The organism is Bittarella massiliensis (ex Durand et al. 2017), from assembly GCF_001486165.1.
Taxonomy (GTDB): domain Bacteria; phylum Bacillota; class Clostridia; order Oscillospirales; family Ruminococcaceae; genus Bittarella; species Bittarella massiliensis.
Genome location: NZ_LN908977.1, coordinates 482674 through 504647, shown reverse-complemented (window position 1 = coordinate 504647; position 21974 = coordinate 482674). Strand labels below are relative to the sequence as shown.

At 65.6% G+C, this 21974-nt stretch carries 21 protein-coding genes; 9 read left to right on the top strand and 12 right to left on the bottom strand.

Annotated features, from left to right (window positions below):
* Positions 1 to 139 precede the first annotated feature (139 nt).
* Positions 140 to 580, top strand: coding sequence for a YaiI/YqxD family protein (locus tag BN3266_RS09345; protein WP_059004940.1), 441 nt, complete (start codon positions 140 to 142; stop codon positions 578 to 580).
* Between the two features lie 98 nt (positions 581 to 678).
* On the opposite strand, the gene sigE is transcribed toward BN3266_RS09345, so the two are convergent.
* Entirely contained in the window at positions 679 to 1371 is a 693-nt protein-coding gene (gene sigE / locus BN3266_RS09340; protein ID WP_021661242.1) for an RNA polymerase sporulation sigma factor SigE, read from the bottom strand.
* The gene (locus BN3266_RS09335; RefSeq protein ID WP_021661241.1) at positions 1328 to 2215 is read right to left on the bottom strand and encodes a sigma-E processing peptidase SpoIIGA; all 888 of its coding nucleotides are present in this window, start codon (positions 2213 to 2215) and stop codon (positions 1328 to 1330) included. Before BN3266_RS09335 ends, sigE begins: the two co-directional genes overlap by 44 nt.
* 223 nt (positions 2216 to 2438) lie before the next feature.
* Between BN3266_RS09335 and BN3266_RS13925 the strand changes: the two genes are divergently transcribed.
* From BN3266_RS13925 to BN3266_RS09310, 6 genes are all read left to right on the top strand, one after another.
* Complete coding sequence (locus BN3266_RS13925) at positions 2439 to 2627, top strand: hypothetical protein (RefSeq protein WP_044993423.1); 189 nt, start codon at positions 2439 to 2441, stop codon at positions 2625 to 2627.
* A gap of 195 nt (positions 2628 to 2822) precedes the next feature.
* Positions 2823 to 4640, top strand: coding sequence for a potassium-transporting ATPase subunit KdpA (gene kdpA, locus BN3266_RS09330; protein WP_368013952.1), 1818 nt, complete (start codon positions 2823 to 2825; stop codon positions 4638 to 4640).
* A gap of 14 nt (positions 4641 to 4654) precedes the next feature.
* The gene (gene kdpB / locus BN3266_RS09325) at positions 4655 to 6724 is read left to right on the top strand and encodes a potassium-transporting ATPase subunit KdpB (protein WP_075109732.1); all 2070 of its coding nucleotides are present in this window, start codon (positions 4655 to 4657) and stop codon (positions 6722 to 6724) included.
* Between the two features lie 42 nt (positions 6725 to 6766).
* Positions 6767 to 7369 (top strand): potassium-transporting ATPase subunit KdpC, encoded by a 603-nt coding sequence (gene kdpC, locus BN3266_RS09320; protein ID WP_059004938.1) that lies wholly within the window; start codon positions 6767 to 6769, stop codon positions 7367 to 7369.
* A gap of 423 nt (positions 7370 to 7792) precedes the next feature.
* On the top strand, positions 7793 to 10489 hold the full coding sequence (locus tag BN3266_RS09315; protein ID WP_059004937.1) for a sensor histidine kinase: 2697 nt from the start codon (positions 7793 to 7795) through the stop codon (positions 10487 to 10489).
* The gene (locus BN3266_RS09310; RefSeq protein WP_021661234.1) at positions 10479 to 11177 is read left to right on the top strand and encodes a response regulator; all 699 of its coding nucleotides are present in this window, start codon (positions 10479 to 10481) and stop codon (positions 11175 to 11177) included. The genes BN3266_RS09315 and BN3266_RS09310 overlap by 11 nt, the downstream gene beginning before the upstream one ends.
* A 57-nt stretch (positions 11178 to 11234) precedes the next feature.
* Here BN3266_RS09310 and mscL read toward each other — a convergent pair whose 3' ends face one another.
* Entirely contained in the window at positions 11235 to 11654 is a 420-nt protein-coding gene (mscL, locus tag BN3266_RS09305) for a large conductance mechanosensitive channel protein MscL (protein ID WP_059004936.1), read from the bottom strand.
* A gap of 128 nt (positions 11655 to 11782) precedes the next feature.
* Between mscL and BN3266_RS09300 the strand changes: the two genes are divergently transcribed.
* On the top strand, positions 11783 to 13066 hold the full coding sequence (locus BN3266_RS09300) for a galactokinase (RefSeq protein WP_059004935.1): 1284 nt from the start codon (positions 11783 to 11785) through the stop codon (positions 13064 to 13066).
* A gap of 58 nt (positions 13067 to 13124) precedes the next feature.
* Here BN3266_RS09300 and BN3266_RS09295 read toward each other — a convergent pair whose 3' ends face one another.
* Entirely contained in the window at positions 13125 to 13418 is a 294-nt protein-coding gene (locus BN3266_RS09295) for a Dabb family protein (protein ID WP_059004934.1), read from the bottom strand.
* Positions 13419 to 13575: 157 nt separating this feature from the next.
* Here BN3266_RS09295 and BN3266_RS09290 point away from each other — a divergent pair, with 157 nt between their 5' ends.
* A complete protein-coding gene (locus BN3266_RS09290; protein WP_075109778.1) occupies positions 13576 to 14298 on the top strand; it encodes a transglycosylase domain-containing protein in 723 nt (240 codons plus the stop codon).
* 507 nt (positions 14299 to 14805) lie between these two features.
* Here the strand turns inward: BN3266_RS09290 and BN3266_RS09285 are convergent.
* From BN3266_RS09285 to BN3266_RS09250, 8 genes are all read right to left on the bottom strand, one after another.
* On the bottom strand, positions 14806 to 15489 hold the full coding sequence (locus BN3266_RS09285) for an HD domain-containing protein (RefSeq protein ID WP_059004932.1): 684 nt from the start codon (positions 15487 to 15489) through the stop codon (positions 14806 to 14808).
* Positions 15482 to 15955 carry a hypothetical protein gene (locus tag BN3266_RS09280; RefSeq protein ID WP_059004931.1) on the bottom strand — a complete coding sequence of 158 codons (474 nt, stop codon included), beginning with the start codon at positions 15953 to 15955 and terminating at the stop codon, positions 15482 to 15484. Before BN3266_RS09280 ends, BN3266_RS09285 begins: the two co-directional genes overlap by 8 nt.
* The gene (locus tag BN3266_RS13600; RefSeq protein WP_082671771.1) at positions 15952 to 16914 is read right to left on the bottom strand and encodes a GrpB family protein; all 963 of its coding nucleotides are present in this window, start codon (positions 16912 to 16914) and stop codon (positions 15952 to 15954) included. The genes BN3266_RS09280 and BN3266_RS13600 overlap by 4 nt, the downstream gene beginning before the upstream one ends.
* Positions 16915 to 17039: 125 nt before the next feature.
* Positions 17040 to 17252 (bottom strand): helix-turn-helix domain-containing protein, encoded by a 213-nt coding sequence (locus BN3266_RS09270; protein ID WP_059004930.1) that lies wholly within the window; start codon positions 17250 to 17252, stop codon positions 17040 to 17042.
* A 9-nt stretch (positions 17253 to 17261) separates the two neighbouring features.
* On the bottom strand, positions 17262 to 17741 hold the full coding sequence (locus BN3266_RS09265; protein WP_082671770.1) for a DUF2975 domain-containing protein: 480 nt from the start codon (positions 17739 to 17741) through the stop codon (positions 17262 to 17264).
* Positions 17742 to 18189: 448 nt separating this feature from the next.
* A complete protein-coding gene (locus BN3266_RS09260; RefSeq protein WP_242861787.1) occupies positions 18190 to 19983 on the bottom strand; it encodes an LTA synthase family protein in 1794 nt (597 codons plus the stop codon).
* Positions 19984 to 20124: 141 nt separating this feature from the next.
* Positions 20125 to 20739: a manganese efflux pump gene (locus BN3266_RS09255; RefSeq protein WP_021661222.1), complete on the bottom strand. Its 615-nt coding sequence runs from the start codon at positions 20737 to 20739 to the stop codon at positions 20125 to 20127.
* Between the two features lie 158 nt (positions 20740 to 20897).
* The gene (locus BN3266_RS09250) at positions 20898 to 21968 is read right to left on the bottom strand and encodes a lipid II:glycine glycyltransferase FemX (protein ID WP_059004927.1); all 1071 of its coding nucleotides are present in this window, start codon (positions 21966 to 21968) and stop codon (positions 20898 to 20900) included.
* Between the last annotated feature and the right edge of the window lie 6 nt (positions 21969 to 21974).

Sequence of the window (21974 nt, the reverse complement as noted above, 5' to 3'; positions counted from 1 at the left end):
ACCAGTTTAGTATAGTTTTGCCCATTTGTCAACCCTATCCTTTCCCTGCTTCGACCGGTTATGCGGAAAAGACCCGTCTCTCCCCCGCCGCCGGTCCCCATTGTCTCTCTTCAACATATACGAAAAGGAGTGGATTTCCATGCGCGTGCGCATCGACGCAGACGCCTGCCCGGTGACCCGGCTGGCCCTCGCCCTCTGCCGGGAGCGGGGGGTGGCCGTCACCCTCTACTGCGACACCGCCCACCAGTTTGCGCCGGGCGAGGGGTGCGAGGTGAAGGTGGTCTCCCAGGGGGCCGACGCCGCCGACTACGCCCTGGTGGGCGACCTGGAGCCGGGGGACATCGCCGTCACCCAGGACTACGGGGTGGCCGCCATGGCCCTGGCCAAACGGGCGCGGGCGCTCAACCAAAACGGGCTGGTCTACACCGACGAAAACCTGGACGGGCTGCTGATGAGCCGCCATCTGGGGAGAAAGGTCCGCCGGGCGGGCGGCCGCACCAAGGGCCCCAAAAAGCGCACCGCCCAGCAGGATGAAGACTTCTGCCGGGCGCTGGAGGGGCTGCTGGACGCCCGCCCCTGACAGCGGGAGGGAGAAAAGAGGAAGCGCGGGGGCGCACCCGAATTGGGTGCGCCCCCGCGCTTTCTGTTGGGGTGCTGTTTTATGTATGTGCAGGCGGGTCAGATGGCGGCCTCCAGGTCCTTGCGCAGCCGCTTGATGATCCGCTTTTCCAGCCGGGAGATGTACGACTGGGAGATGCCGATGAGCTCGGCCACCTCCTTTTGGGTGTGCTCCTTCTGTCCCCCCAGGCCAAAGCGCATCTCCATGATGATCCGCTCCCGGGGGGCCAGGCGGGCCACCGCCTGCTGCAAGAGGGTGCGCTCGGCATCCTTTTCGATGCCCTTGCCCACGCTGTCGGGCTCGGTGCCGAGGATGTCTGAGAGGAGCAGCTCGTTGCCGTCCCAATCCACATTCAGCGGCTCGTCGATGCTCAGGTCCTGGTGCTTGTTGGAGGCCTTGCGCAGGTACATGAGGATCTCGTTTTCGATACAGCGGGAGGCATAGGTGGCCAGCTTGATCTTCTTTTGGGGCTGAAAGGTGTTCACCGCCTTGATGAGGCCGATGGTGCCGATGGAGATCAGGTCCTCCACCCCTACCCCGGTAGACTCGAACTTCTTGGCGATGTAGACCACCAGCCGCAGGTTGTGGACAATGAGGGTCTCCTTGGCGCTCTCCTCCCCCCGCTCCAGCTGGTCAAATACCTCCGCCTCGCGGCTCTTTTCCAGGGGCGGGGGCAGTACCTCCGGCCCGTTGATGTAGTAGACGTGTCTACCGCCGAACCATTTTTTCCACAGTCTTCGCAGCCAATCCATTGTCGGTCCTCCCTATGATCTCTCCTTGCAGGATACAGTCGTTTTCCCCCTTGCCGAAGCGCTCGGCCACCACCCCCACGCAGACCCGGCCAGTGTTGCAGAGCACCCGGCCGCGGGCGTCCTCCACCAAGATCCGATCGGGGGTAAAGGCCGGGAGCAGCGCCTTGCCGCTGGCGGTGCCGTAGGGGATGAGGCGGAGGCCGGCGGGGTCTTTGGTCTGCGAGCTGAGCACGAACAGCTGCTGGTGGGCGGTGAGAAGGGGGGCCGCCGCCGAGAGGGAGAGCAGGACCACCGGGTCCCCGGTATAGGGGTCGGCAAGGGTGTTGCCGGTGTCCACAAAACCGGTGCAGACCGTCTCTCTCCCCCCCTTTTGGACCCGCACCCGGTACTGGGCTTTGGAAAACCGCCCCGAGAGCCAGCTGACCCCCTCCACCAGCAGGTAGGAGAGGCCCGCGAAGAGGACGAAGGTGCCGATGGGCAGGTCCAGGTACAAGACCCCGTTAAAATAGGCCATCCGCTTGGGGGAAAAGGCCAGCTCCAACCCCATGATGGCCCCGGCAAAGACAAAGTTCACCAGCAAAAACAGAAGGGCGTTCTTCCCAAAACCGGCCAGGGATCGGTTGGGAAAGGCCACCGCCACCGTCAGGACGCAGAGGGCGATCTTGAAAAAGAGGTTGTCAAACCCCGGCAGCAGGATGCAGGCGGAGAGGGCCCCCGAAAGGGCGCTGGCCGCCAAGATCCGCAGCCGCCCGGCGGGGATCCCCCCCAGGCAGGCGGTGCCCAGCAAGAGCAGGTAGTTGATAAAGACGTTGATGGCCACCAGGACGTCCAGATAAACGGTCACGGCGATTCCCCCCTGCCTCTGATGATAGCCCGAGCGGGGAGCGGGATTTGGCGAATCCTGCCCCCGGGGACAAGTCGGCCTCCCCCTCCTCTGCCCTGCGGAGGGGGTCCGGTGGCATGGGAGTGCGCCCTCTTAACGAAAATTTCATCTTCGCGCCCCGTTTGCTTGCCCCCTTTTTACGCCCGTCCCTCTATGATGGAAGCAGAAGGAGGAGGAAATCGTGATGAGCCGTGTAATTTCCCTTTGCAGACAGTCTTCTTTAGACCGGCGGCTGGGCCGCTGGATGGCACAGCACCCCTATTTGAGCTACGGGCTGCTCTGGCTGGCCATGCCCTTGGGGCTGTTGGCGGCGGTCTTTCTGCTGGCGGCGGTGATCGCCTTCCCCATCGCCTGGCTGTTCGGCTGTCTGTGACAGGAACTGCAGCCGTCTTAATCCTTTCTTAATTTCCCGCGCGGAGCCCCTAACACTCTTTTTAGGGACTCCGCGCTAAACTTTGACAAGGAGAGGAGGGAATCGAAAAATGGAAATACTTGTTGCCGCGATCGGAGGGATCGCGGTCATCCTTTTGATTTACTACGTCGCAATTTTGATGAGAGGTGACAAACAGTGATGGGAACCATTTTGCAATACATCCTCTACCTGGCGGTGCTCGTCGCCCTGGCCATCCCCCTGGGCAGCTACATCGCCAAGGTGATGAAGGGGGAAAAGACCTTTTTATCCCGCCTCCTGACCCCCTGCGAGCGGGCGGTCTACAGGGTGATGCGGGTCGACCCTGGCGAGCAGATGGGGTGGAAGCGGTACGCGGCCAGCGTACTCCTCTTTTCCGGGATCAGCCTGGCCATCCTCTTTCTGCTGCAACTGCTGCAGGGCGTGCTGCCCGGAAACCCCCAAAACCTGCCGGGGGTGGGCTGGCACCTGTCCTTTAACACCGCCGTCAGTTTCGTGACCAACACCAACTGGCAGTCCTACACCGGCGAGAGCACCCTGAGCTACCTGACCCAGGCCCTGGGGCTGACGGTGCAAAACTTCCTCTCGGCCGCGGTGGGCATCGCCGTCCTGTTCGCCCTCATCCGCGGGCTGATCCAGGTGAAGAGAGAGGGGTTGGGCAGCTTCTGGGTGGACATGACCCGCATCACCGTCCACATCCTGCTGCCCCTAAACCTGGTGCTGGCCGTCTGCCTGGTGGCCGGCGGGGTGATCCAGAGCTGGAAGCCCGCCCAGACCGTCTCCCTGCTGGAACCGGTGGCGGTGAGCTCTGAGGGGGAGATCTTGGAGGGGGCCGACATCGACCTGGAAACCGGCACCGTGACCCTTGGCGGCCGGACAGTCGAGGGGACCCAGATCGTGACCGAACAGTTTGTGCCCATGGGTCCGGCTGCCAGCCAGGTGGCCATCAAACAGTCGGGCACCAACGGCGGCGGCTTTATGGGGGTCAACTCGGCCCACCCGCTGGAAAACCCCAGCCCCTTTACCAACCTGCTGGAGATGATCTCGCTGCTGTTGATCCCGGCGGCCCTCTGCTTCACCTTCGGCCGGTGTGTGAAGAACAAAAAGCAGGGCGTCGCCATCTTCCTGGCCATGTTCCTCTGCCTGGTCACCGCCCTGGCGGTGGTGGCCGTCAACGAGCAGATGGCCACCCCCCAACTGGCCCAGAGCGGGGCGGTAGACCTGTCGGCCGTACAGCAGGCCGGCGGCAACATGGAGGGCAAGGAGACCCGCTTCGGCATCGCCACCTCCTCCACCTGGGCGGTCTTTACCACCGCCGCCTCCAACGGCTCGGTCAACGCCATGCACGACAGTTTCACCCCCCTGGGGGGGATGATCCCCATGCTCCTAATGCAGCTGGGCGAGGTCGTCTTCGGCGGCACCGGCTGCGGCCTTTACGGAATGCTGGCCTTTGCCATCCTCGCCGTCTTTATCGCCGGGCTGATGGTGGGGCGCACCCCCGAATTTCTGGGCAAGAAGATCGAGCCCTATGAGATGAAGTGGGCGGTGGTGGTCTGTCTGGCCACCCCGGTGGCCATCCTGGTCGGCAGCGGCATCGCCGCCGCCCTCCCCCAGGTGGTGGAGAGCCTTGGCAACACCGGGGCACACGGCTTTTCCGAGGTGCTGTACGCCTTCTCCTCCGCAGGGGGGAACAACGGCTCCGCCTTTGCGGGGCTCAACGCCAACACCGTCTTTTTGAACCTCTCCCTGGGGCTGGTCATGCTCTTTGTCCGGTTCGTGCCGGTCGTCGGCACCCTGGCCATCGCCGGCAGTCTCGCCAAGAAGAAGAGGCTGGCGGTGACGGCGGGCACCCTCTCCACCACCAACGGGATGTTTGTCTTTTTGCTCATCTTCGTGGTGCTGCTGGTGGGCGCCCTGAGCTTCTTCCCCGCCCTGGCCCTGGGGCCCATTGCCGAGTTCTTCGGCAGCATCGCGTAAAGGAGGCCTTTCCTGTGACAAAAACAAAAAAGAGCGCCCTCATGGACCGGGCGATGGTCCTGCGGGCGGTCAAGGACTCATTTGTGAAGCTGGCGCCTCGGACGCAGGCTCAAAACCCCGTCATGCTGCTGGTTTACATCTCCGCCATCCTGACCACCGCCCTCTGGGGGTTCTCCCTCTTCGGCATCGGTGACGCCCCGTCGGGCTACACCCTGGCCATCGCCGTCATCCTCTGGTTCACCGTCTTGTTTGCAAACTTTGCCGAGGCCATTGCCGAGGGCCGGGGCAAGGCCCAGGCCGACGCCCTGCGCGCCTCGAAGAGAGAGGTGAGCGCCCGCAAGATCCCCTCTGCCGAGCGCAAGGATGAGGGGTGCGAGTGCCCCTCGTCCCAGCTGAGGAAGGGGGACATCGTGCTGGTGCAGGCGGGCGAGACCATCCCCGCCGACGGCGAGGTCATCGAGGGGGCCGCCTCGGTGGACGAGAGCGCCATCACCGGCGAGTCGGCCCCGGTCATCCGCGAGGCGGGCGGCGACCGGAGCGCTGTCACCGGGGGCACCACCGTCCTCTCGGACTGGATGGTGGTGCAGGTCACCAGCGACCCCGGCCAGAGCTTTCTGGACAAGATGATCGCCATGGTGGAAGGGGCGGCCCGGAAAAAGACCCCCAATGAGATCGCCCTGCAAATCTTTCTGGTGGCCCTCTCTATCATCTTCATCCTGGTGACCCTCTCCCTTTACACCTACTCCCTCTTCTCGGCCAACCAGGCGGGGATCGAAAACCCCACCTCGGTCACCACCCTGGTGGCCCTGCTGGTCTGCCTGGCGCCCACCACCATCGGCGCGCTCCTCTCGGCCATCGGCATTGCCGGGATGAGCCGGCTCAACCAGGCAAACGTCCTGGCCATGAGCGGCCGGGCCATCGAGGCCGCCGGGGACGTGGACATCCTGATGCTGGACAAAACCGGCACCATCACCCTGGGCAACCGGCAGGCGCACGCCTTCATCCCGGTGGACGGCACCGCCCCGGAGGAGCTGGCCGACGCGGCGCAGCTGTCCTCCCTGGCCGATGAGACCCCCGAGGGGCGCAGCGTGGTGGTGCTCGCCAAAGAGCGCTTTGGCCTGCGGGGGCGCAGTCTCTCTGACAAGGGGATGACCTTTATCCCCTTCACCGCCAAGACCCGGATGAGCGGCGTCGACTTCGGCGGCAGCGAGATCCGCAAGGGCGCCGCCGAGGCGGTCAAGGCCTATGTCCTCGCCGGCGGCGGCCGGTACAGCGAGGCCTGCGAACAGGTGGTGCGCCAGATTTCCGAGCAGGGGGGCACCCCCCTGGTGGTGGCCAAAGACCACCGGTTCCTCGGGGTCATCCACCTCAAAGACATCATCAAAAAAGGGGTCAAAGAGCGGTTTGCCGACCTGCGCAAGATGGGGATCAAGACCATCATGATCACCGGCGACAACCCCCTCACGGCGGCGGCCATCGCCGCCGAAGCCGGGGTGGACGACTTTTTGGCCGAGGCCACCCCCGAGGGGAAACTGAAGATGATCCGCGACTTTCAGGCCGGCGGCCACCTGGTGGCCATGACCGGCGACGGCACCAACGACGCCCCCGCCCTGGCCCAGGCCGATGTGGCCGTGGCCATGAACAGCGGCACCCAGGCGGCCAAAGAGGCCGGCAACATGGTGGATCTGGACTCCTCCCCCACCAAGCTCATCGACATCGTGCGCATCGGCAAACAGCTGTTGATGACCCGGGGCAGCCTGACCACCTTCTCCATCGCCAACGACGTGGCCAAGTACTTCGCCATCATCCCGGCGCTTTTCACCGGGCTCTACCCGGGACTGGCGGCGCTGAACATCATGGGGCTGCACTCGCCCCAGAGCGCGATCCTCTCGGCCATCATCTACAACGCCCTCATCATCATCGCCCTGATCCCCCTGGCCCTGAAGGGGGTCAAGTACCGGGAGGTATCGGCCGGCAAGCTGCTCTCCCAAAACCTGCTTATCTACGGCCTCGGCGGCATCGTTGCCCCCTTTGTCTTCATCAAACTCATCGACCTGCTGCTGGTCCTCTTGGGGCTGGCATAGGCGGCCGGTCCTTTCAAATCACTGCAAACGGAGGGAATTTCTGTGAAAAAAATCAAGTCCATCCTGCCCCGGGCAGCCATGCTCCTGCTGGTGTTCACGGTGGTCTGCGGGGTGCTCTACACCCTGGCCGTCACCGGCATCGCCCAAATTTTCTTTCCCCACCAGGCAAACGGCAGCATCATCGAGGTGGACGGCAAGCGCTACGGCAGCGAGCTGCTGGGGCAGCAGTACACCGATGAGGGCCACATGTGGGGCCGCATCATGAAGCTGGACGTGAGCACCTACCGCGACGAGGACGGGAAGGCGCTGCTCTACGCCGTCCCCTCCAACCTGAGCCCCGCCAGCGAGGAGTATGAGCAGCTGGTGGCCCAGCGGGTGGAAAAACTGCGGGCGGCCGACCCCGAGCGGGGCGACACCCCCATCCCGGTAGATCTAGTGACCTGTTCGGGCAGCGGCCTTGACCCCCATATCTCCCCCGCCGCAGCCGAGTACCAGGTGCCCCGGTTGGCCCGCGCCACCGGCAGGAGCGAGGACGAGGTGCGCGACATCATCAAAGATTGCACCGACGGCCGGTTTTTGGGCCTCTTCGGCGAGGAGCGGGTCAATGTGCTGGAGGTCAATCTGCGCCTGGACGGCATCCTCTGATCCCTGCCGCCGAGAGGGCGGGCCCAAAACCCGCAGGGCGGAGAGCGGAGGACCGACAGCTCCCCCCTGCGCGGGGGTGCAGACGGCAGGCCGCAAACCAGAGCATGGGCCGCTTTTCCAGAATGGCGCGCTTCACCCGGGGGGAAGGGCGGACCCGTTGGCTGCCAACATCCCCCCTTCCCGGTTGAGGGCGTTCGCCCCGAGCGGTGCGGAGCAAAATCGGGAAAGGGCCGCGCCGCCGCCCGCGTCCGGTCGTCCCCGCACAGGGCGGCAGACCAGCGCTTCAGGGAAAGCGGGCATACCTTCCCCCCGCCGAGAAGGCGGGCCATCTTAATGAAATTTTAATCCCCTAAACGCAGTCCTTATGCTGCGCTTAGGGGATTTCGTGTTAAAATAGCGTAAGGAAAAAAGGAGGGTTGTCGCTTGGAGGAGACGAGGAGGGACCCAGAGGATTTTCTCCGCCAAATCCGGCGGGAGGAGCGGGCCAAACAGCGGGGGCGGCTGAAAATCTTTTTCGGCTACGCCGCCGGGGTGGGCAAGACCTACGCCATGCTCAAAGCCGCACAGGCGGCCCGGCGGCGGGGGGTCGACGTGGTGGCCGGATATGTGGAGCCCCATGCCCGCCCCGCCACCACCGCCCTTTTAAAGGGGCTGGAACAACTGCCCCCCCTGACGGTGGAGCACCGGGGCATCGCCCTGCGGGAATTCGATTTGGACGCGGCCATCGCCCGCCGCCCCCAGTTGATGCTGGTGGACGAACTGGCCCACACCAACGCCGACTGCTGCCGCCACCAAAAGCGCTACCAGGACGTGGACGAACTGCTGGGGGCGGGCATCGACGTCTACACCACCGTCAATGTGCAGCACATCGAGAGCCTCTACGACACGGTGGCGGCCATCACCGGGGTGACGGTGCGAGAGCGCATCCCCGACCGGGTGTTCGACGGCGCCGACCAGGTGGAGCTGGTGGACATCGAGCCGCAGGAGCTGATGGAGCGGCTGCAGGCGGGAAAGATCTACCGGGAGGAGCAGGCCCAGCGGGCGCTGGTCAACTTTTTTGACGAGAAAAACCTGACGGCCCTGCGGGAGATCGCCCTGCGCCGCTGCGCCGACCGCATCAACCGGCTGGCCGAGCGGGTGCGGCTGGCCGAGGAGGGCGGCTACTGCACCGATGAGCACATTCTCGTCTGCCTCTCCCCCTCCCCCTCCAACGCCAAGTGCATCCGCACCGCCGCCCGGATGGCGGGGGCCTTCAAGGGCAGCTTGACCGCCCTCTTCGTCGAGACGCCCGACTTCCCCAGTCTCAGTGTGCAGGACCGGGCCCAGCTGCGGGAGAACATCCACCTGGCGGGGCAATTGGGGGCCTCGGTGGAGACCGTATACGGCGAGGACGTCCCCTTTCAGATCGCCGAGTTCGCCCGGGTGTCGGGGGTGTCAAAGATCGTCATCGGCCGCAGCAGCACCCGCCGCAAGTACCCCTGGCGGGGGCCCAGCCTCACCGACCGGCTGATCGCCGCCGCCCCCAACCTGGACATCCACATCATCCCCGACGACATCGCCGGGTACTACCGGGCCAAGCGGGTGCGCCAGCGCCGCACCGGCAAGGTGGGGCCCGACCTGCTCAAGAGCGCGGCCCTGCTGGCCGGGGCCACGGCGGTGGGCTTTCTCTTCGAGCGGCTGGGCTTTACCGAGGTCAACATCATCACCGTCTACATCCTCGGGGTGCTGCTGACGGCGGTCATCACCAAAAAGCGGGTGTACAGCCTGGTCTCGTCGGCGGTGAGCGTGCTCACCTTCAACTACTTTTTTACCGTGCCGCGCTACACCCTGGCGGCCTACGACAGGGGCTACCCCGCCACCTTCGCCATCATGTTCATCGCCGCCTTTCTCACCAGCACCCTGGCCGGGCGGCTCAAACAGCAGGCCCGCCGCTCGGTGGAGACCGCCTATCGCACCAAGACCCTGCTGGAGACAAACCAACTGCTGCAGCGCTGCGACAGCCGGGAGGCGATCATCGGCACAGTGGCCGGGCAGCTGGTAAAGCTGTTGCGGCGGGACGTGGTCTTCTACCCCGCCCGGGACGGCAGGGTGGGCGACCCCCTCTCCTTCCCCGCCCAGGGCGGGGCGCCCCGGGCCGAACTCACCGCCGAAAACGAGCGGGCGGTGGCCGCCTGGGTCTTTCAAAACAACAAGCGCGCCGGGGCCAGCACCGGCACCCTGGGCAGCGCCAAATGCCTCTACCTGGCGGTGCGGGTCAACGAGGTGGTCTACGGGGTGGCGGGCATCGCCCTGGACGGCGAGCCCCTGGACGCCTATGAAAACAGCATCATGCTCTCCATCCTGGGGGAGTGCGCCCTGGCGCTGGAGAGCGAGAACGCCATGCGGGAGCGGGAGGCGGCGGCCGTGCTGGCCAAGAACGAACAGCTGCGGGCCAACCTGCTGCGCTCCATCTCCCATGACCTGCGCACCCCCCTCACCTCCATCTCCGGCAGCGCCGGTGTGCTGCTGGAGAGCGAGAAAAACCTGGACGAGGGCCAGCGCCGGCAGCTCTACAGCGACATCTACGAGGACTCCCTCTGGCTGATCAACCTGGTGGAAAACCTGCTCTCGGTGACCAAGATCGAGGACGGCACCATGCGCCTGAACCCGACGGCCGAACTAGTGGAGGAGGTGGTGGGTGAAGCGCTGCGCCATGTGAGCCGCAAGAGCGCCGAACACCACATCCAGACCCACTTCCCCGACGAGTTCCTGCTGGCAAAGATGGATGCCCGCCTCATTGTGCAGGTCCTCATCAACCTGGTGGACAACGCCATCAAGTACACCCCGGTCGGCTCGACCATCGCTGTCTCGGCCGTCCGCAAAGGGCGGTGGGCGGTCATTTCGGTGGCCGACGACGGCGAAGGCATCCCCGACAGCGCCAAAGCGCGCATCTTCGACATGTTTTACACCGTCAACTCGGGGGTGGCCGACAGCCGCCGGAGCATGGGGTTGGGGCTGGCCCTCTGCAAGTCCATCGTCACCGCCCACGGCGGCGAGATCGCCGTGGCCGACAACACCCCCCACGGAACCGTATTTTCCTTTACACTGCCCATCGAGGAGGTAACGCTGCATGAACAATAAACCGCTGATTTTGGTGGTGGAGGACGACCCCGCCGTCCGCAACCTGATCTCCACCACCCTGGAGGCTCACGACTACAAACACCACGCCGCCCCCACCGGGGAAGCCGCCATCCTGGAGGCCGCCTCCCACAACCCCGACGTGATCCTTCTGGACCTGGGGCTGCCGGACACCGACGGCGTTCAGGTGATCCAAAAAATCCGCAGCTGGTCGAACACCCCCATCATCGTCATCAGCGCCCGCAGCGAGGACACCGACAAGATCGAGGCGCTGGACGCCGGGGCGGACGACTACCTGACCAAGCCCTTTTCGGTGGAGGAGCTGCTGGCCCGGCTGCGGGTCACCTTTCGCCGGCTGCACGGGGGCAGCGGCGGCAGCCAGGACGGGGCCGTCTTTGAAAACGGCGAGCTCAAAATCGACTACGCCGCCGGCTGTGTCTACCTGGGGGGCGAGGAGATCCACCTGACCCCCATCGAGTACAAGCTGCTCTGCCTGCTGGCCAAAAACGTGGGCAAGGTGCTGACCCACTCCTACATCACGAGGGAGGTGTGGGGCAGCGCCTGGGAAAACGACGTGGCCTCGCTGCGGGTATTCATGGCCACCCTGCGCAAGAAGATCGAAAAGGACCCCTCCGCCCCCCAGTACATTCAGACCCACGTGGGGGTGGGCTATCGGATGCTGCGGGTGTAGATCACCCTTTTGGCGGCAAAAAGCCCCTGCTCGAAGGGCGAGCAGGGGCTTTTTCTTTTAGAGGACCGCCTCCTGCGGCTGCTCCTCCAGGACCGAGGTGCAGTGGGGGCAGCGGGTGGCTTCAACGGCAATTTTCTCCCTGCAGTAGGGACAGGTCTTTTCCCGGGGCGCTTCGGGCGCCTGCTCCCGCTTCCCCAGCGAGGTGACCTTGTTGACGGCCTTGAGGATGCAAAAGAGCACCAGGGCGATCAAGAGGAAGTTGAGGACCGCCGAGAGAAAGGCCGAGGCAAAGCCGGCGACGTCCGCCAGGCCGTAGGTGGCGCTGCCGGTGACCACGTTCAAAATGGGGTTGATAAAGTTGGCCGTCAGGGCGGTGACAATGCCCGAGAAGGCGCCGCCGATGAGGATGCCCACCGCCATGTCGACCACGTTGCCGCGCAGGGCAAAGGCCTTAAATTCCCGCATAAAAGTTTTCATGATGCGCTCCTTTTCGACTCGTTTTTCCAATTAGTATAGCAGGAAACCGGCCGAAAGGAAAGGGGGACTTGCCAAACGGGACGCGCTGCCGTAAACTGTAAAAAACGGCACCAAGAGGAGGCGGACCAATGGCTACCATTGCGCAGTGGAAAGAGGCTCTGGAGCGCAGAGCGCTGGATGAACAGTTGGAGCGGCTGTCCCCCGGACACGCGGCGCGGCAGCGGGGGCGGCTGGCGCGGGGGCTGGCTGGCTTTGCCGCCCAGTGGCGGGAACAGGGGCCGGTGCGCCTCTTCTCGGCCCCGGGGCGCACCGAACTGGGGGGCAATCACACCGACCACCAGGGTGGGCGGGTGCTCTGCGCCGCCGTCGACCTGGACACGCTGGTGATCGCCGCCCCCGCCGAGGGGGAGGTCATCGAACTGGTGTCCGAGGGGTTCTCCCCCTGCCGGGTGGCGCTTTCCGACCTCGCCCCCCGCCCGGCGGAGAGGGGGACCACCGCCGCTCTGCTGCGGGGGGTCGCCGCCGGGCTGCAAAAAGGGGGCTGCGCCCTGGGCGGGGCGCGGCTTTACGCCCTCTCCGACGTGTTGCCGGGCAGCGGGCTCTCTTCCTCTGCCGCCTTTGAGGTGGCGGTAGCCGCCGCCCTGAACGGGCTGTTTGAGGGCGGGCGCACCCCGCTGGAACTGGCGGCGATCGGCCAGCGGGCCGAGAGCGACTACTTCGGCAAGCCCTGCGGGATGATGGACCAGGTGGCCAGCGCGGTGGGGGGGATCGCCCAGCTGGATTTCGCCGACCCCCTCCGCCCCGCCGTCACCCCCCTCTCCTGCCGCTGGGAGGACAGCGGCCACCAGCTCTGCCTGGTGGCGACCGGCAGCAGCCACGCCGACTTGACCGAGGACTACGCCGCCATCCCCCGGGAGATGGGGGAGGTGGCCGCCTGGTTTGGCCGGGAGCAGCTGTGCCAGGTGGAGGAAGAGGCCCTCTACGCCAACTGGGCCGCCCTGACGCAGGCCCTGGGGGAACGGCCGGTCCTGCGGGCCGCCCACTTTTTTAGGGAGGACCGGCGGGCCGCGCAGGAGGCGGAGGCCCTTGCCCAGGGGGATTTTTGCACCTTTTTGCAGCTGGTGCGCCAATCGGGGCGCTCCTCCGCCTTTTACCTGCAAAACCTCTACTCCCCCGCTCGGCCCCGCAGCCAGCCCCTGACGGCGGCCCTTGCCCTCTGCGACCGGCTGCTAGCCGGACAGGGGGCCTACCGGGTCCACGGGGGCGGCTTTGGCGGGACCGCCCTGGTCTTGCTCCCCAACGAGCTGGCCGCCCCCTTTTGCAGCGCCATGGAGGGGGCGCTGGGGCCCGACTGCTGCCGATCCCTCTCCATCCGCCCCGCGGGGGCGGTGGAGCTCGCCCTCCCCCAATAACTGCGCAAAAAAGGCGGGCACCCCGCAACGGGCGCCCGCCTTCTCCCCTGTCTGGCAGCTACTCCTCGTAGTCTACCGCCGCGCGCTGGCAGACCACGCTGTGGACAAACTTTTTGACCTCCAGGTGAGCCGGGTGGACCTGGTATCCCTCCAGAGCCGCCCGGTCGGTGAGTTGGGAGACCAAGCAGAGGTCGTACCCGCCGGGGGTGAAGTTCTGGTGCACCCCCGCCGAGAGCAGGCCGGGCACCCGGCCCACCAGCCCCTCCAGCAGTTCCTTCATCTTGCGGGCGCTGGCGGCCCGCTCGGCCTCTGGGACCTCTTTCAAATTCCAAAAGACAATGTGTGTGACCACGGTAAAACCACCTTTCAAACTTCACGGGATATGTGGCAAAGCTGTAAGCTTATTGTAATAAAGGGCCATGGAAAAGGCAACCGTTTTGCCCTATAATGAAATCAAGAAAAACAGGCGGCCCTGCAAACAGAGCTGCCCCAGAGGGGAGGAATGCCGGATGAAGCGGTTTTTGCGCTATCTGCGAAACGCCCTGATCATTGTGCTCGGCCTGGCCATCATCGCCGGGACTGCCTTCTCCGTCGCCTGCTTTGGCGACTACCGCCAACGGGTGGAGGCGGAGCCGGTGGCCGAAAAGGTGGCCGCCCTTCGCCGGGAAGAGGGGTATGTCCCCATCGGCGAGATCTCGGAAAACTTTCAAAAGGCCATCGTCGCCATCGAGGACCACCGCTTTTACTCCCACGGAGGGATCGACATCATCTCCATCGGCCGGGTCCTCTGGAAGAGCCTCTGGAACGGGCGGATCGTGGGGGGCGCCAGTACCATCACCCAGCAGGTCTGCAAAAATATCTACCTCTCCCAGGAACAGAGCCTTTCCCGCAAGGTGACCGAGGTCTTCTTCGCCTTCAAGTTGGAGCACGAACTCTCCAAGGAGGAGATTTTGGAGCTCTACTGCAACACCAGCTATTTCGGCAACGGGCGCACCGGCATCGCCGAAGCCAGCGCCTACTACCACACCACCCCCAGCGAGCTGACAGTGGCCCAGGCGGCGTTTCTGGCCGCCCTACCCCAGGCCCCCAGCTACTTTGCTGATAACCCCGAGCAGATGGAGGGGCGCTGGCGGGCCGTGCTGGGCGCCATGGTGGCCTACGGCTACCTCACCGAGGGGGAGCGCGACGAAATCGTCGCCCAGGGCTGCCCCATCCCCGATGAACTGCGATAGACGGATTTGGCGATAAAAGAGGCCGCGCGCCCGGGCAAGGGGTGCGCGGCCTCTCGACCGTCTGTCAACCTGTTGGGAAAAACCGAGCTGTCAAATAGGGAACGAACGGGTCTGACAGGCCTGGCGGGGCGCAAGGGAAGGCCTGGCGGGGCGCAAGGGAAGGCCTGGCGGGGCGCAAGGGAAGGCCTGGCGGGGCGCAAGGGCAGACCCGGCGGGATGCAAGGGCAAGTCTGGCGGAGTGCAATGGTAGGCTCGGCAGGGTGTAGGGGCAAGCCCGGCGAGACGCAAGGACAGGCTTAGTGGGGCGCAGGGGCAGGCTCGGCAGGGCGCAGGGGCAGGCTCAGCGGGGTACAAAGGCAGACCCGGCGGGGTGCAAGGGCAAGTCTGGCGGGGCGCAGGGGGCAGACCGTGCGCCCCCTTCCCCGACCGGCCAGGGCGAAGCGGCGCTTGGCCCCGTCAAACAGCCCCCCTCCCCTTCAGGCGGCATCTCGGCGGTATGCTCGGCCGTTACCCCTCCCCCAGCAACTGGGCGAGGGCGCGCTGAGCGGCCGCCCAACCCTCCTCCGCCTCGGCGGCAAGGGCGGCAAAATAGCAGTCCATCGCCGGCTGGCGGGCCCGGGCCAGCGCCTGGGCGGCAGGGGTGTAAAACTGACCGGCAAGGCCTTTCAGCTTGCGGCGGTACTCCCGCAGCAGAGAGGGGCCCTCCCCCTCTTCGCCGGGCAGGGGGCGGCCCCTTTCCCCGACTTGGTAGAGGGGCTCCCCGATCTGCCCCCCAAAGCGGATGACCCGGGCTGCGCCCAGAGCGCCGGTCTGGTCCAGTTTGTCGGCATCAAAGAGGATCTTGGCCTCGACCGTCTCGGGCCGACGGTCAGCCCGATAGCGGTGGCAGAGGACGCAGTCGGCCACCCGGCGAGCCCGCGCCGGGGGATAGCCTTCCGCCAGCAGAAAATCCAGCGCCTTTTGGCTGCCCACCTCGGCATGGCAGAGGGCGGGGTCGGCCCTCTCCTCTGGGCGGCCCACATCGTGGAGGAGGGCGGCCAGGGCCACGATCTCCCCGTCGGCCTCGGGCATCTCCCCGGCAATGGAGAGGGCGTATCCCAGCACCCGGCGCACGTGCATTTCATCGTGCACCCCGCCGTCGGTGCAGGCCGCCATATAGGCCTCGGCCCGCGCAAAAAGGGCTCTATCCATCCCTCTCATCCCCTTCCCTCTGCAGAGCGCTCAGCAGCCGCTCCCTGTCCCGCTGCAGCAGCGGGGCCATGCTCTCGCCGTAGCGGCCAAAATCAAGGCCCTCCAACACCCGGCAGAGGGGGCCTGCCAGGGCGGGGACGTCGCGCGCGGCCCCCTCCCAGGCGCGCAGGTACTGGCGCAGGGCGGTGGCCCGCTCCTCTTCTTGCAGCAGCGCCAACAGCCGGGGCGTCCAGCGCTCGAGCTGCTCCTCCTCTGCCCAGCGGGCGTTTTGCAGCAGCAAAAGGGCCCCGCGGGTGCGCCGGTAACTGTTGGCACTGCCCAGCAGGGCGGCCAGCTCCTCCCAATAGAGAGAAACCTCCCGCCCTGTCCGCGAGCGCTCCAACAGCTCTTTTAGGGCGGCGTACCCCTCTCTTTCGTCCCCTGCGCACAGGCGCTGCACCAGCGTCTGTGTGGGCTCGCCCTTCACCGCAACCACCCCTCTCCGCGGCCGTCCGCCACCGCCCGCTTCATCAGCGCGGGCTGAATGCGGGGGTAGGTCATCTGCCGGGGGACGGCGGAACACAGTTCCACCCGCTCGATTTCATGGGGCGGCAGGGGGCCGAGGGCGGCGATCTCCGCCCGGTAGAGCACCCCGTAGCTGGGCCTCCCCTCCCCCCGGCGCACGGCGTAAGGGCCCACCTCTTTGAGGGCAAAGTCGGTGGCGCCGGTCTCCTCCCACAGCTCCCGCCGGGCGGCCTGCTCCGGGGTCTCCCCCGGCTCCCGGTGGCCGCCGGGCAGTTCCAGGGTATCGCGGCGGCGGTGCTTGCAAAAGACCCACCGCCCCCGGTGCCGGGCCACCACCACCGCAAAGAGGACATCCCCCGGCGAGGGGGGATCGGCAAAGGTGACCGCCGTGTCCTCCAGCACCCGCCCCTCGGCCAGCACCCCCTCGATGAACTGCGCCTTCCCCTCGGTGTAGGCCACCCTGTCCGCGCTGTTGGCGGCCGCCAGCCCCTCTTTAAGGGCCTGATAGGTCGCCCGCTTCCCCTCGTCCCGGTTGAGGGTGTCGGAAAAATAGCAGTAGTCCCGCCAGTGGCGGCCGTCGTACTCCACCAGGTGGACGTGGTGGGTGCGGGTGTCGGCCCCCTCGTCCCCGGCGCTCAAAAAGAGGCTGTCCGGATCGTCCACATGGGGGCGGTGAACAAATCCCGCCGCGGCCAAGGCGGGGTACAGGGCCTTGGCCCGGCCCAGGTCCCACATCCCCACCGCCAGGTCGATGATGGGCTTTGCCGCCAGCCCCTTGACCGAGGTGCTGCCCACGTGGCGGACGTCCGCCGCCTCGCTGCCAAACAGCTCCTGCAGGCGGGCGGCAGCCCGCGCTCCCTCCTCGGCCCAGCTCTCCTGATAGGGCAGCAGCTGCACCGTGCCCCGCTTAAGTCCCAGCATCTAAAAGCGCCTCCTCTCCTCCCCTGTCCGGCCTGAAAAGGCAGTTTTGGGGGGTATCGCCATTGTAGCACAAAACCCGCCCGGGGCAAATGCCCGAGCGGGTCTCTCCCCGGTTTTCCCCGGTCTTACGGCTGGGGGTCGGGGCGCCATTCCAACAGGTCGCCCGGCTGGCAGTCCAGGGCCCGGCAGATTTTGTCCAGGGTGGAAAAGCGCACCCCCTTGGCCTTTCCCGTCTTTAAGAGCGAGAGGTTGACGACGGTGACGCCGACTTCCCGGGACAACTGCGTCAGGGTCATCTTTCGCTGCGCCAGCACCACATCCAAATTGACCGCTATCACACCCTCACCTCAAATCACCAGTTCGCTGTCTTCCCGCAGCCGGGCGGCCTCGCCCACCAGCTGGGCAAGGGCCCGCGCCGCCAGGCCGAACACCGCAGCCGCCGCACAGACAAACAGGGCCAAAAGGGCGACCGCAGAGTGGCTGATACCCAGCAAAAAATAGACGACATTGCCGGCGAGAAAGAGGGCAGCGTCCAGCAGCAGGGCCGTGGAGGCCCTCTTCACCAGGCGGGCGCTCTCCCCGGAAAAGGCGTTGCCCCGCCCGATCTCCCCTGTCAGCTTCCAGCCCCACAGGGCCACCAAAATGCAGGGCAGCGCCGTGGACTCGACCAGCAGCAGCCAGGGCCAAAAGCGGTCCGCCAATTCCGGCGCCCGCCGCAGGAGACCCGTCGCCACCCCGGGGACCGCCACCAGATAGACGGCGGCCAAACAGAGGCAGCCCCCTGCCAGAGAAATTTTACAGCAGCGAGCCAACTGTTTACACACCATTCTCCACTCCCCCTTTACGCCATCTCGTGTCCTATTCCAACAACCACAGTATACCCTATATCATATTGAAATACAATAATGATTTAAAATAAAACATTAAATATCGAAATCAAATCCGTCAGCCAAATGGGCGGTATACACCAGCCTGAAAAGGGCGGCATACAGGCTGGGATTCTCAAGGGGCGGCGAGATCCTACACTTGTATGACACCCGTCGTCACCGGTAAGCGGGTCATCTGGGATGCCATTTCATGTCATCCATCCCCCCAATCCCCTCTTTTCACTTCCTCCCGGGAGGGTTCTGCCAAAGCAAATCGCCCCCCGCGGCAGGACCGGGGGCTTTGGGCGATGAAGCCACGACAAAAAAGGCCCGAGCCGTTGGCTCGGGTCTCTCTGCTTGCAACTTGTCTCCTCTTTTTCCACCCGGTGCAGGAAGGCCGTCAAGCCCGCTACTGGGCACTGCCCTGGGGCAGGGTGCGGATGACCTGGTCCCCCAGCACCACGTCGTAGGTGAGCATATCCCAAAAGAGATCGTCCCCCTGGGAGAACTGGTAGTCGTAGAGGGGCTGGCTCTCCATCTCGTCCAGGGCGGCGTTTTGGTCGGAGGTGAGGGGGGCGCCGGTGGTTTTCAGCAGCAGGTAGGGCAGGTAGAAGGAGGAGACCTTCTCCCCCGTGGGGAAGGCGCTCAAATCGGCGCCGTAGTTGCTCCACACCAGGTAGCGCTGCTGGTAGAGGACATCGCAGTTGTCGCTGCCGATGCCCAACTGGCTGTACACGTCGCCCGACGCGGTGAAGGAGGGGAAGTGGTCCCCCATAAAGAGGACGATCGTGGGCTCGTCGCTCGCGCGCAGATCGGCGATGAACCGGCCCAGCGCCTCGTCGGTGTGGTGGATTTTGTCCAGGTAGTAGTCGATCTCGGTGAGGGAGCTGTTCTCGTCCAGATAGGGCTGGTGGTTTTGCATGGTCATGGCAAAGACCATCTGCGGCTGATCGCTCTCGTCGATGAGCTGCTCGATCTGGTCAAAGACACAGCCGTCGTCGGTGTAGGTCTTGTAATTTTTCTGGGGGACGCTCAGATCGCCCTGAAAGAGCATCCGGTCAAAGCCGTAGTTGTTGTAGGTTTTGTCCCGCCCGTAGAAGGTGCCGCTAAAGGGGTGCAGGTAGGTGGTCTCGTACCCCAGGGACTGGTAGTACCGGGGAAAGGCCGCCTGGGCCCGCTCCTTGAGCAGCTTGTGGGGGATCTCGGCGTTGTAGAGGGAGCGCACCGGCAGACCGAAGAGCAGCTCAAACTCACTGCGCACGGTGTATCCGCCAAAGGTGGGCACCGCCGCCGTGCCGCTGGTCCCCTCGGCGGCCACCCGGTCGGCGTTCTGGTAGATCTCATCCCGCACCCCCAGCTCTTTGAGGGCGCGAAAATCGGCGTAGGACTCCGAGAGGACGATGACCACGTTGGGCTTTTTGTAGTCCGCCGCGGCGGCGGTCTCCCTGCCCGACTTGGCGGCAGCGGTGTTCAGGTAGGCGCGGTAGTCGCTCTCCCTCTTGGCGAGGGACTCATTTTGGGAGAGGGCGGTCTCCACCAGGTTGGCAATCATCTGGTTGGAGGTGAACTTGTCGCTCTGCTCAAAGGTGTTGTAGGCGCTCTCGGCCCGGATGTCAAAGAGGTCCATCGCCCCGGCCGAAACGGTGGGGACGGCAAAGAAGCAGACCAGCACGGCGGCCACCGTGCCCAGGGTGGCAAAGCGCCGCCGCCCCGCCAGCGGCAGGGTGGGCCCCAGCCAGAAGACCGCCGCCCAATAGCCCAGCACCAAGAAAAAGCAGAGAGCCAATACCGGGGTGATCTGAATGTCGGCAAACCGGGCGATGTCCGAGGCGTTGGTGGTCATCACCAAGTCCCCCAGCACGAAGTGGCTGCCGCTGGTGCGGCACTTGAAAAACTCGACGCAGGAGAAGATGTAGAGGGGCAGGGCGGTCAGCAGCACCGCCAGGTGGCCCCGCCGAAACAGCAGCAAAAAGGCCGCGTAGATGAGCCCCACCAGCAGCACGTCAAAGAGGAGGACGGTGGGGCGGGTGAACCAAAACCCGAACATGTCGCCGAATTTCTGGCTCTGGTTGAGTTCGCACACCAGCACGATAAAGAGCGGGTAGAGGGCCAGGAGCACCCTGCCGGCGCGGGGATGGCGGGTGGGCATCTGCGCGCGCAGGGCAAAAAGGCGGCCGATGCGCCCCTGTTTTTTCTCTTCCATCTCGATCACCTACCACTCCGCCAGACCATTGTCCCGCGGCTTTCTCTATTCTATGCCTTCATTCTATCGGGACAATATGACAGTCTCGTGATAAAAAAAGTGACAACTTTATGAACAACCCCTGTCGATCTGCCGACAGGCCTACATCCAGAGGCGAAGCGCCCCCAGCAGCACCAAGATCGCCCCGGACAGCCAGGTGAGCCCGCCCTGAAAACGCCCTGCCAGCTTGGTCCCCAGGCGGTGCGCCCCCTCGATGAGGGCCAGCCCCAGCAGCAGGGAAACCGCCAGCAGCGCCAGCGGGCGGGCCCCAAACAGCCCCAGGCCAAAGCCCGCCCCCAGCGAGTCGGCCGAGAGGGGGATGGCCAGCAGCAGCGCCTCTTTGGGGCTGAGGGTGCGGGAGTTGTCCCGGTCGGCCCGGGTCTCGTCCAGGCAGATCTCCGCCAACACCTGTACCCCGGCCACCTGAAAGCGGATCTCCCGCTCCCGACCGCCCCGGCGCAGCCAGCCCCGCAGGGCCGCGCCCCCCAGGGAGAAGAGCCCCAGCGCGATCAGCAGCCAGGCCCCTGCCGCCGCGCAGAGGGCGGGGTCGAGGGCGCCGGTGAGCAGCCCCGCCCCCCAGACGGCGGCGGCCAGAAAGCCGCTGCCCACCCCGGCAATCACCAGGGCCGAGCGCAGGGGGATGCGGATGCCTGCCGCCCCATAGGCAAAACTGGCGGCAAAGGCGTCGGCGCACACCGAGAGGGAGAACAATATCATCTGCAGCAAACCATCACCCCATTTATTGGATTCAGACCAGTCTATGGGGCGAGGGAAAAAACGTTCAAAAAGGGGACAAATCCATCGGTTTGTTCCAGGATACCAGAATCGGGCTCAAATGGCAAGGCGAAGGGTGTAAATATATAGGAAGGACAGGCTCATTCCCGCCCCCGCCGCTCCCGCCCGGCGCGAAGGGCCGCCTGCGCCAGTTGCAGCCCCCGCTGTCCGCCCCGCAGCAGCGCGGCGGACACGGGGCGATAGACCCAGTCGAACTCCCCCGCCCACTCGGCCACTTGGCCGCCAAACCCCTTTTTAAAGCGGTAGATGCCGTAGGCCGGGTGGCCCGGCTCCAAAAAGTGGGGGACGGCCCCGAAGTCGTAGACCGTGCAGCCCCCCGCCAGGGCCCAGCGGATCATCTCCCACTGCATCAAGTAGTTGGGCATGGCCTCCCGCCCCCAACCGGACGAGGCGCCGTAGAGGTAGGTGGCCGTCTGCCCATAGCGCAGGGCCAGGGCACCGGAGACCGGCCGCCCCTGCCAGCGGCAGAGAAAAAGGCGGCAGCGCGTAGGGCCAAAGACCCGCAGCAGCCGCTCCAAATAGGCCCGGGGGCGGATGACAAAGCCGTCCCGGCGGCCGGTCTCCTCCAGCAGGGGGTAGAAGGCGTCCAGCTCCTCCGCCCCGCCCGTCCGGCACGCCACCCCCTTCTTGATTGCCCGGCGCAGGTTGTAGCGGCACTTCTGCGAAAAGCCGGCCAGCAGCTCCTCCTCCCCCCTGCCCGCCAGGGGGAGGAGATAGCCAAACCGGGGTTGCAGGGTGCGGTAATCCCCCTCCTCCGGCCGGTGGCGAAAACCGGCCGACTGGAGAAGGGCCGCCTCCGGCCCGCCGGGGGCGACCAGGGGGTCGAGTTTGAGCAGGCAGGCGCGCTCCCTCTCCGCCAGCCGGGCAAATCCCTCTGTCAAATCGCCCAGGGCTGACCGGTCGCTCCAGTCCCCCACCGGACCCCGTGGACAGTAGAGCAGCGAGCCCCCCACCAGGGGCAGGGGGCGGCTCAGGACCAGGGCCGCCGCGCGGACACCGCCGTCCTCCCCCCGGGAGAGCAGGGCCTGGGCCCGCCAGTTTTCCTTGACCTCCCCCCAGGCGAGGGACTGAAAAAAGCTCCCTCGCCCCTCCACAAATGCCTCGTACTCCGCCGCCAAAGCCCTGTCCTCCCGGTCCACCCACGCAAGCATGCGATC